This window comes from Streptomyces sp. NPDC086077 (genome assembly GCF_040686175.1).
Lineage (GTDB): Bacteria > Actinomycetota > Actinomycetes > Streptomycetales > Streptomycetaceae > Streptomyces.
Genome location: NZ_JBFBJT010000051.1, coordinates 36,844 through 46,809, shown reverse-complemented (window position 1 = coordinate 46,809; position 9,966 = coordinate 36,844). Strand labels below are relative to the sequence as shown.

General features: G+C 70.7%; 9 protein-coding genes and 1 pseudogene. 5 read left to right on the top strand and 5 right to left on the bottom strand.

Translation table 11 applies throughout. The features are described 5' to 3' along the window. A partial coding sequence (locus AB0O67_RS17195; RefSeq protein WP_365450777.1) for a tripartite tricarboxylate transporter permease occupies positions 1 to 698 on the top strand: 698 nt, incomplete at its 5' end. A gap of 60 nt (positions 699 to 758) precedes the next feature. On the opposite strand, the gene AB0O67_RS17190 is transcribed toward AB0O67_RS17195, so the two are convergent. From AB0O67_RS17190 to AB0O67_RS17175, 4 genes are all read right to left on the bottom strand, one after another. Next, complete coding sequence (locus AB0O67_RS17190; protein ID WP_365450775.1) at positions 759 to 1,820, bottom strand: YihY/virulence factor BrkB family protein; 1,062 nt, start codon at positions 1,818 to 1,820, stop codon at positions 759 to 761. A gap of 220 nt (positions 1,821 to 2,040) precedes the next feature. Further along, positions 2,041 to 2,733, bottom strand: a complete 693-nt coding sequence (locus AB0O67_RS17185; RefSeq protein WP_365450773.1) for a GAF and ANTAR domain-containing protein — start codon at positions 2,731 to 2,733, stop codon at positions 2,041 to 2,043. Positions 2,734 to 2,983: 250 nt separating this feature from the next. Then, entirely contained in the window at positions 2,984 to 4,234 is a 1,251-nt protein-coding gene (locus tag AB0O67_RS17180; RefSeq protein ID WP_365450771.1) for a SpoIIE family protein phosphatase, read from the bottom strand. Continuing rightward, complete coding sequence (locus AB0O67_RS17175; RefSeq protein ID WP_365450785.1) at positions 4,231 to 5,811, bottom strand: ATP-binding protein; 1,581 nt, start codon at positions 5,809 to 5,811, stop codon at positions 4,231 to 4,233. The genes AB0O67_RS17180 and AB0O67_RS17175 overlap by 4 nt, the downstream gene beginning before the upstream one ends. A 123-nt stretch (positions 5,812 to 5,934) precedes the next feature. On the opposite strand from AB0O67_RS17175, the gene AB0O67_RS17170 reads away from it, so the two are divergent. The 4 genes from AB0O67_RS17170 (at position 5,935) to AB0O67_RS17155 (ending at position 8,425) form a co-directional block, all read left to right on the top strand. Next, complete coding sequence (locus AB0O67_RS17170; RefSeq protein ID WP_365450769.1) at positions 5,935 to 6,300, top strand: hypothetical protein; 366 nt, start codon at positions 5,935 to 5,937, stop codon at positions 6,298 to 6,300. 2 nt (positions 6,301 to 6,302) lie between these two features. Further along, entirely contained in the window at positions 6,303 to 6,737 is a 435-nt protein-coding gene (locus AB0O67_RS17165; RefSeq protein ID WP_365450767.1) for a response regulator, read from the top strand. Between the two features lie 122 nt (positions 6,738 to 6,859). Next, positions 6,860 to 7,936, top strand: coding sequence for a dihydrodipicolinate reductase (locus AB0O67_RS17160; protein ID WP_365450765.1), 1,077 nt, complete (start codon positions 6,860 to 6,862; stop codon positions 7,934 to 7,936). Positions 7,937 to 7,945: 9 nt separating this feature from the next. Further along, the gene (locus tag AB0O67_RS17155; protein ID WP_365450783.1) at positions 7,946 to 8,425 is read left to right on the top strand and encodes a carboxymuconolactone decarboxylase family protein; all 480 of its coding nucleotides are present in this window, start codon (positions 7,946 to 7,948) and stop codon (positions 8,423 to 8,425) included. A 6-nt stretch (positions 8,426 to 8,431) separates the two neighbouring features. Here the strand turns inward: AB0O67_RS17155 and AB0O67_RS17150 are convergent. Further along, positions 8,432 to 9,905, bottom strand: a pseudogene (locus tag AB0O67_RS17150) (GMC oxidoreductase). Positions 9,906 to 9,966 lie beyond the last annotated feature (61 nt).

Below are 9,966 nucleotides of genomic sequence, written 5' to 3'. Positions count from 1 at the left end.
CGGCGGGCGGCGCCGAGATCCCCACCTTCCTCTCCTACGTCACCGAGAAGCGCCTCTCCCGGCACAAGGACGAGTGGGGCAAGGGCGCCATCGAGGGCGTGGCGGGACCCGAGTCCGCCGCGTCGGCCTCGGCGGCGGGCACCCTGGTGGCGATGCTGACGCTGGGCCTGCCGACCACCGCGGTCGCCGCCGTCATGCTGGCCGCCTTCCAGCAGTACGGCATCCAGCCGGGCCCGCTGCTCTTCGAACGCGAACCCGAGCTGGTGTGGGGCCTGATCGCCTCGCTGTTCGTCGGCATGGTGCTGCTGCTCGCCCTCAACCTGCCGCTCGCGCCGCTCTGGGCCAAGCTGCTTCGCGTTCCACGGCCGTATCTGTACGCGGGAATCCTCTTTTTCGCCTCGGTCGGCGCCTACGCCGTCGGCGGCGAGGCCGTCGACCTGGTGATCCTGCTGATCATCGGTCTGATCGGGTTCGGCATGCGCCGCTACGGGCTGCCCGTGCTCCCCGCCGTCATCGGCGTCATCCTCGGCCCCCACGCCGAACAGCAGCTGCGCCGCGCCCTGCAGATCAGCGACGGCAGCGTCACCGGCCTGGTCAACACCCCGTTCGCGGTGACCGTGTACGCCGTGGTCGTCGTACTGCTGGCGTGGCCACTGCTGACACGGCTGGTACGCCGGGATCGCGGTGACGCGTCGTAGACACGGCGCCGGGGGCCGGGCCACCGGGCCCGTCCCCCGAAGGAGCTGCGGATGCTCGGGTCAGGAGCTGCGGTCCTCGGGCATGTCCACCCTCTGCCGGTCCTGCTCGTCCCAGGCACGGGTGTCACGCGGCTCGGTGTACGGCTCGGCCTCGGCCGGATGGCCCCCGGCGATGGCCCGTTGGCGTGCGGTCTCGGCATCGAACTCCAGGCCGAGCAGGATGGCCAGATTGGTCACCCACAGCCAGATGAGGAAGATGATGACGCCGGCCATGGTGCCGTACGTCTTGTTGTACGAGCCGAAGTTGGCGACGTAGAAGGCGAAGCCCGCGGACGCGGCCATCCAGACCAGCAGTGCCAGGAAGCTGCCAGGAGTGATCCAGCGCCACCCCCTGACCTTGGCGTTCGGGCAGGCCCAGTACAGGATCGCGATCATCAGCGTGATCAGGACGACCAGGACGGGCCACTTGGCGATCGACCACACGGTCAGGAAGGTGTCGCCGAGGCCCATTGCGTCCCCGGCCCGTTGCGCCAGACCGCCGGTGAAGACCACGATCACGGCGCTGATCAGGGCCAGCACCATGAGGGCGACGGTCACTCCGACGCGGACCGGCAGGACCTTCCAGATCGGCCGGCCCTCGGGCACGTCGTACACGACGTTGGAGGTGCGGATGAACGCGGCCACGTAGCCCGACGCCGACCACACGGCCAGCACCAGGCCGACGACGGCCAGGAGCGAGCCGACGCCGGCGTTGTTCTGCAGCTGCCGCACGGCCTGGGTGATGATCTCCCGGCCGGCGCCAGGAGCGAACTGCTGGAGGCTGTCCAGGAGCCGGTCGGTGACCGACCGGCCGGCGATGCCCAGCAGCGACACCAGCACCAGCAGCGCGGGGAACAGTGACAGCATCGTGTAGTAGGTCAGGGCCGCCGCCCGATCGGTCAGCTCGTCGTCCTTGAACTCACGCAGGCTTCCCTTCAGCACCGCCACCCACGACCGTTTGGTGAGTTTCGCCGGCGAGTCGGGCGCCGCCCTTTCCACCTCGGGCCGGGGACCGGCCTCCTCCGGCGCCGGATTCTCTCCGTCGCGCTGATCCTTGTGACCTGGGAGATGCAGCTTCGCCATGGAGCCCGAGTAACCCGTACGCGCCGTCCTAAGAGTGCCCGGGGCGTCGGCGCCGAACGCGGCGGTGTCGTGGCTCTGGTCCGAACCACGACACCTGGCGAAGCCGATTCCGCGGCACCGGCTGCGCCCTGCCCTCCAGGTACCCCCACTCGCCCTCGGCTGAATCGCTCCCGCCGGCATTCCGGGCACCGGTCTTCGCAACACGGGGGACGAGCCGGCGTCAGCGCTCCGGGACGGCCCGGGTGCGAATCGACTGGGCGACGTCGCGGAGCTTGACGTTGTGCGTCTGGGAGATGCGCTTGAGCACGTCGAACGCCGCTTCCTCGCTCATCTGGTGGCGCTCGCGCAGGATGCCCATGGCCTCGCCGATGGCGTGCCGGGTGTCCATGGCGTGTTCGAGCTGGTCGACCGTGCGGGCGCTGGCCAGCGCCACGGCGGCGTGCGAGGCGAGCAGCCATCCGGCCGTCTCCATCTCGGGCGTGAAGGCGCCGGGCCGTCCGGAGTAGAGGTTCAGGGCGCCGAAGTCGTCGTCCTTGGTGTAGAGCAGGAAACCCATCATGCTGCCCACGCCCAGGTCACGGGCGGCGGGGGCGAAGCGTGGCCAGTCGGGCTGCGACTTGCTCATGTCCGTGATCCGGAACAGGCGCTCCCCGTTGACGCGCCGGGCCGCGTCGAAGCACGGGCCCTCACCCAGTTCGCCCTGCAGGCGGTCGGACTCCACGACCATGTCCCCGCAGGCCGCCAGAGTCACCGCGCGGCCCTTGCGCACGGCCAGGACGCCGGCCGCGTCGCAGCCCTCGATCAGCGCGACACCCCGCTCGGAGATCGCGTCGAGCGTCTCCTGCGTGGAGCCCTGCGCCAGCAGATGCCGGGCCAGCTCGGCCATCTGTTCGGCGAACGCGCGCCAGTCCATCCGTGTCCACCGTCCCGCTCCTCGTGCCTTCGCGTCGCAAGGCGCCCGAAGGCCGACCACCGGAACCGGACCTCGGACCCGACCACTGCCTGTTCCGACCGGTCACTGGGCGGTACGGCGCCGGCCGAGCACCCGCTCGGCAGCCCTTCACGCAGCCTACCGCTCGAACGTCGCCGACGTCCGACCGAGCGATCATGGCCCTGCCGCCCTCTCACCGCGGTCGGAGCCGCCGGTCGGCTCTCCCATGGCCTCAGGAGCCGCCCACGCGCCCGTACGACTGCTCCGGCACCGTCCGCTGCCCGGCCCCGCCACCGGCCACCCGGCCAGGCAGCGCCGTCCAGTCCAGGCGCAGGATCGCCAGGTCGTCGGTGTGCCGCTCGGCGTTGAGGCCACGGACCCGGCCGATCAGCTGGTCGAGATGCCTGCCGGGGTTCCTCTCCCGCGTCTCGTCGAGGATCCGCAGCAGCCCGTCGACCCCGAGCCGGTCCCGGTCGTCTCCCTCGTACCCCTCGATCAGGCCGTCGGTGTACGCGATCAGCGCACCGTCCGGCGGCAGCCGCAGCGTCGTCGACGGCCACTGCCCGAGCCCGGGCACGATGCCGAGGGCGATGCCGTGCGGGGCGGACACGACCTCGGCGCCGGCGGGCCCGATGAGCAGCGGCTCGTGGTGGCCCACCAGGTGCAGGGTGACCGTCGCCGCCGCCGGGTCCAGGGTGATGAGCGTGCAGGTGGTGAAGAGGTCGCTGCCGGTGCGCTCCGCCGTGTGGATCTGCTCCAGCAGATGCAGCAGCTGGTGGTCGCGGTGACCGCCCAGCGTAAGCGCCCGCCAGGCGATCCGCAGGCAGACGCCGAGGGCGGCGGCGTCCGGGCCGTGCCCGCTGACATCGCCGATGATGGCGTGGACCCGTCCGTCGTCGGTCTGCACGACGTCCAGGAAGTCACCGCCGAGCAGCGCCTGTTCCCGCCCGGGGAAGTAGCGGCTGGTGGCGGTGACCGAGGCGGTGGACAGGATCGGCGTGGGCAGCAGCCCGCGCTCCAGTCGCGCGTTCTCCTGCGCCCGCAGCCGTCCGACCTGGAGATCCGCGCTGGCCCGCTCGGCCTGCTTGCGCTGGACGGCGTAGCGGACGGCCCGTTGCAGCAGGTCCGGGTCGACCTTTCCCTTGACGAGGTAGTCCTGGGCGCCGGCGGCCAGCGCGTCCACGCCCGCGTGAGACTCGGCCAGGCCGGTGAGCACGATGACCGCGGCATGCGTGTCCGTCCGCTGGATCGCCTCGACCGTGTCGAGGCCGAGGGCGTCGGGCAGATGCAGGTCGAGCAGCACGCAGTCGTGGTGGCGTGCCACGAGTTCGACGCGTGCCTCGGCCAGCGTCCGGCACCGCACGAGGGTGTGCGGGAGCTCCGTGTCGTACAGCAGTTCCTCGACCAGCAGGGCATCGCCGTCGTCGTCCTCGACCAGGACGATGCGGTACGGCGCTTCCTGCTCGACGGCTGTCTCTGTCACGGCTGTGCCTCTCGCGCGCCGTCCGCCGTGGCGGAATGCTCAACGGGAAGGGTGAACACGACACGGGTACCGGCCGTGTGATCGGGGTCGATGCGGATGGTTCCGCCATGGAACTCCACGACCTTCTTGCACATGGCCAGCCCGATGCCGGTGCCCGGATAGGCGTCCCGGGTGTGCAGCCGCTGGAAGAGGACGAAGACCTTCTCCTGGAAGCCCGGCTCGATACCGATGCCGTTGTCCGTCACGGCGAACTCCCGCAGGCCCTCCCCGTCGGCGCGGACGCTGATCCGGATCTGTGGTGTCCGGTCGGGCCGGCGGAACTTGACGGAGTTCGACAGCAGGTTCTGCCAGAGCATGCCCAGTTGGGTCGCGTCGCCCACGACCTTGGGCAGCGGGTCGTGCGTGACCTCGGCGCCGCTCTCCTCGATCGCCACACTGAGATTGTCCAGCGCGTGGCCGACGACGGCCTCCAGGTCGACCTCCTCGTGGTCGTTGAGCACCCGCCCGACCCGGGAGAACGCGAGCAGGTCGTTGATCAGGACCTGCATGCGGTTGGCCCCGTCGACCGCGAACGCGATGTACTGGTCGGCCCGCTCGTCGAGCTGCCCGCCGTACCGCCGTTGCAGAAGCTGGGTGAAGCTGGAGACCTTGCGCAGCGGCTCCTGCAGGTCGTGGGAGGCGACGTAGGCGAACTGCTCCAGCTCGGCGTTGGAGCGTTGCAGGTCGGCGGCCTGCTCGTCGAGCAGCCGACGGGAGGTCTCGCTGAACTCGAGCTCCTGAAGCAGGCGCCCGCGCATCGACTCCACGTCGGAGCCCAGCTGCCGCAGATCGGCGGGGCCGGTGATGGCGATGGGCCGCTCGAAACGGCCCTCGGCCACTTCCCGCGCCGTCTGCCCGAGCCGGCCGAGCGGGCTGGTGATGCCGCGCCGCAGCGCCTCGAAGGCGAGCGCGGCCACCAGCACGATGACCAGCGCGATCACCGTGAACGTCCAGTTGCGCAGATGCGCGGCCCGCCGCAGCTCGCTGGAGGCGGCGGCCCGTTCCTCGCCCAGGTGCGTCTGCTGCGTGGTCAGCGCGTCGCGCAGGGTGTCGAAGCTGGCCTTGCCCTGCGTCACCCGGCCCGAGGCGATCGACACGGCGCGAGCGGGGGCCGCGCTCGCGATGGGCACGGCGACGTCGTTCTGCCACCGGCCGGACAGCCTCCGTACCGTCGCCAGCTCCGCACGGGCACGCGGGGCGTCCGAGAGCAGCGCCTCCAGTTGCCGCAGCGCCTCCCTCTCCTCGGTCACACCCTGCGCGTAGGGCTGGAGGAAGTCCCGTTCGCCGGACAGGCCGTAGCCGCGCACGCCGGTCTCCTGGTTGACCAGCGCGGTCTCCAGCCGTACCGCGTACGTCAGTGCGGGGCCCCGCCGGTCCACGATCTGCTCGGTCAGCTGGGACGTGCGGGCCATCGCCCACACGCCGAGGGAGCCGAGCACGGCCAGCACCGCGAGGGTGACGGCGACGCTCACCCGCAGCCAGCGGCGGGTGGTCCAGCCCGCTGTGACCTTGCGGGCGCCGGGCGGCTGCTCGTTCATCACGGCCTGCTGAACTCCTTCGCGTCTGACAGGGCCGCGTCGAGGCCCCCCTGCGGAAGGCACCTTACCCAGGTCGGACAACAGATGTTGTCGCGGCTGGTGAGGGCCCCTTAGGGTGGTGCCATGTCTGCCTCCCACTTCTCTCTGCCCCAGGCGGAAGGGGAGATGACCGATCTCGTCACCGAGGCGGTCGACGAACTCGCCCTGCGCTGCGCGCGGTACGCGCTGCCGGAGCCGGCCGGTCCGGACGACCGGACCGGCTCGGCACGCCACGAGGCACTCGCCCAGCTGCTCGTGCTCGTTCAGGTGGAACGGGTGGCGCAGCAGTTGGCAGATCGTGCCGCCCGCGCCGCGGCGGCGGCCGGTGCGGGCTACCCCGAGATCGGCCGGGCCTCCGGCATGAGCCGGCAAGGAGCCCGGCGCCGCTGGCCGGGTCTGATCACCAGCGCCACCCCACGTCACACCCCTTCCGCTTCCCGGAGTTCATAGCCATGTCCGTCCCCGCCCCCATCCGCCCCTACGACGTGCTGCTGGTCGAGGACGACATCGCCGACGCGATGCTCATCCAGGACGCCCTGGCCGAACGCGGCGCCCGCAACCTCACCCAGGTCGCCGACGGCATCGAGGCGCTGGAGTATCTGCGCGATCCGGCGAACCAGCGCCCCGACCTGATCGTCCTCGACCTGAACATGCCCCGCATGAACGGCCGGGAGTTCCTGGCCGTCGTCAAGGAGGACCCGGACCTGCGCACCATTCCGGTGGTGGTGCTGACCACGTCCGCGGCCCCCGACGACGTCTCCGGCGCCTACCGCCACCACGCGAACGCCTATGTCACCAAGCCCGTCAACCTGGCGGAGTTCGAGGAGGCGGTCCGCAGCATCGACACGTTCTACCTGGACGTGGCGATGAAGCCGCCGCGGGCCTGAACCCCGCGCCGCGGAGGCCCGTCCCGCTGAGTCGGAGGGGGTCGTGAAGATCCCCATTCGGGCCGGAAAGATCTCCCTGCACGGCTCTGGGAACCTTTGCCGTGCCTCGTTACCCTCCGCCCATGATTTCCACGGTTGTGTGGGGTACGGGCAATGTCGGCCGCGCGGCCATCCGCGCCGTCGACGCCCATCCGTCGCTGGATCTGGTGGCCGTCCTGGTCGCCGATCCGGCCAAGGTCGGCCGGGACGCGGGTGACCTGAGCGACCTGGGCCGCCCATTGGGCGTGGCGGCGACCGACGACGTCGCCGCGGTGCTCGCGTCCGGTCCGCGTGCGGTCGTCTACGCGGCCCCCGGCGACATCCGGCCCGACGAGGCCCTGCGGGACCTCGAACGGGCCGTGCGGGCCGGGGCGGTCGTCGTCACACCGTCCGTCTACGGCATGTACGACCACCGGGGCGCCCCGCCCGAGATCAGGGAGCCGCTGGTGGAGGCCGTCGCGGCCGGTGGCGGATCCCTGTTCGTCTCCGGCGTGGACCCGGGCTGGGCGAACGACCTCCTGCCCCTGCTGGTCACCGGCCTCGGCTCCCGCATCGAGGCGGTCCGCTGCCAGGAGATCTTCGACTACTCCACGTACGACCAGGAGGACTCGGTACGGCATCTGGTCGGCATGGGGCACCCGATGGACCACCAGCCGCCGATGCTCTTCGAGGGCGTACCGATGATGGTGTGGGGCGGCCAGCTGCGGATGATGGCCCGGGGCCTGGGCGTCGAACTCGACGAGATCCGCGAGACGCTTCAGCGGCGCCCGCTGGAGGCCACCGTCACCACACCCACCATGGGCGAGTTCGCGGCCGGCACCCAGGGCGCCGTGCGCTTCGAGGTGCAGGGCCTCGTCGGCGGGGAACCCCGCATCGTCGTCGAGCACGTCACCCGCATCCACGCCTCCTGCGCCCCGGACTGGCCGCAGCCCCCGGACGGCGGTGCCGGAGCACACCGGGTGGTCGTCGAGGGCCGCCCCCGCATCGAGGTCACCGTCGAGGCGAGCGACGAGGGCGGCAACCGGTCGGCGGGCGGCAACGCCACCGCGGCCGGCCGGCTGGTCAACGCCGTCGACTGGCTCACCGAGGCCAAGCCCGGCCTCTACGACGCGCTCGACGTCCCGCTGCGCCCCGCGGCCGGCCGACTGGGAAGGACCTGACCGATGACCCTGCGCATCGACATCCCCGACGGAGCGGACCCCATCCCCTACGTGTGGGGTGACATGGTCCCCGAGATAGGCATGGCGGCGTCGAACTTCTCGCTGGCCGTGTACGCCCACACCAGCCTGGGCCTGCGGGAGTTCGAGGCGGCGCGGCTGCGCATCGCACAGGTAAACGGCTGCGTCTTCTGCCTGGACTGGCGTACCGAACGCGACGGGCAGAAGGTGGAGGACGGCTTCGCGGAGGCGGTCACCGCCTGGCGGGCCACGGACGCCTTCGACGCACGCACCCGCCTGGCCGCCGAGTACGCCGAGCGCTACGCCCTGGACCACCACGGCCTGGACGAGGAGTTCTGGGGCCGGATGACGGCCCACTACAGCCAGGCGGAGATCGTGGAGCTCAGTATGAGCATCGGATCCTGGCTGGCGTTCGGGCGGCTCAACCATGTGCTGGGGCTGGACGGCGTCTGTGTCCTGCCCCAGCGTTGAGGCGGGTCAGAGGTCGGTGGCGATGATCTCCTCGATGTTCCGTTCGGCGAGCGCCGTGATGGTGACGAAGGGGTTCACGCTGGCCCGGAATCAGCGCCCCGTCGACCACGTAGAGGCCCGCATGGCCGTGCAGGCGACCGTAGTTGTCGGTCGCCCTGTCCAGCACCGCACCTCCCAGCGGATGGTAGGTGAGGTGGTCGCCCCAGATCTTGTACACGCCGAAGAGGTCGGTGCGGTAGATCGTGCCCTCCTTCGCGTTGATCCGGTCGAATATCGACTTGGCCATGGTGATCGACGACTGTTTCCAGGCCGTCCGCCAGTTGAGTTCGACCTTTCCGCTCGCCGCGTTCCAGGTGAACTCGGCGCGGTGCGGATTCTTGGTGATCGACAGGTAGAAGGAGGCGTACGTCTCGATTCCGGTGGGCAGTGGCGCGACTTCCGCGAAGGCTCCGCCGGCGGCCCAGTTGTCGATTCCCGCGGTGGGGATCGAGGACTGCAGGGCACCGGTGGGGTCCCACATGTGGTTGGCCCGTCCGCACATGACGTTGCCGTTCTCGCCCCAGCCCTTGCCGATCTCGCCGTTCAGGCCGGGCAGCGCGCCCTGGGCCTTGAGCCGGACCAGGAGCTTGCTGGTGCCGACGCTGCCGGCGGCGAAGAACACCCGGGCCGCGGTGACCGATTTCGTGGCCGTGACGCCGCCTCCGGTGTCGAGCTGCTCGATGTTGACGGAGTAGCCGCCCGAGGACGCGGGAGTGACGGACACCACTCTGTGCAGCGGGGAGATGGTGACCTTTCCGGTCGCCCGGGCCCGGGCGAGATAGGTCTGTTGGAGGCTCTTCTTGCCGTGGTTGTTGCCGTAGAGGATCTCACCGGCCAGCGCCGATTTCGGGGCCGTTCCGGCGGCTTCTCGCCTCATGTACTCCCAGTCGTAGACGTCCGGGACGAAGACGAAGGGGAAACCGGACCGCTGGGCGTGTTTCCGCCCCACCCGGGCGTACTGGTAGCACGCGGCGGTCTCGAACCACACCGGGTCGATCGTGCCGACGCCGAGTTCGGCGTTGGCACGCGGGTAGTAGACGTCGTACATCTCGTCGGCGTCGACGGACGGCAGGACGGCGCCGAAGTTCTCGCGCCTCGGTGTGACGGCCATGCCGCCGTTCACCAGTGATCCACCGCCGACTCCGCGTCCCTGATAGACCGTGATCCCGCCCATTTCCTCGGCGTCGAGAATTCCCGTGTAGCGAGGGACGTTCTTGTCGAGCGGAAAGCCCAGGAAGTTGCTGAGGGGCTGTTTGGTTCTGGTGCGCAGCCAGTACGAACGGTGGTCGGGGCTGGTCGTGTTGGCGAAGATCTTTCCGTCGGGGCCGGGCGTGTCCCAGGCCATTCCCATTTCGACCATGTGCACATCGACGCCGGCCTGGGCGAGCCGGAGGGCGGCGACCGAGCCGCCGTACCCCGTGCCGACCACCAGGACCGGGATGCGGGCGCCCGGTTCGATCACGGCGGCGATGTGCCGCGGGGCCGCCAGGGCGGGCGAGTGG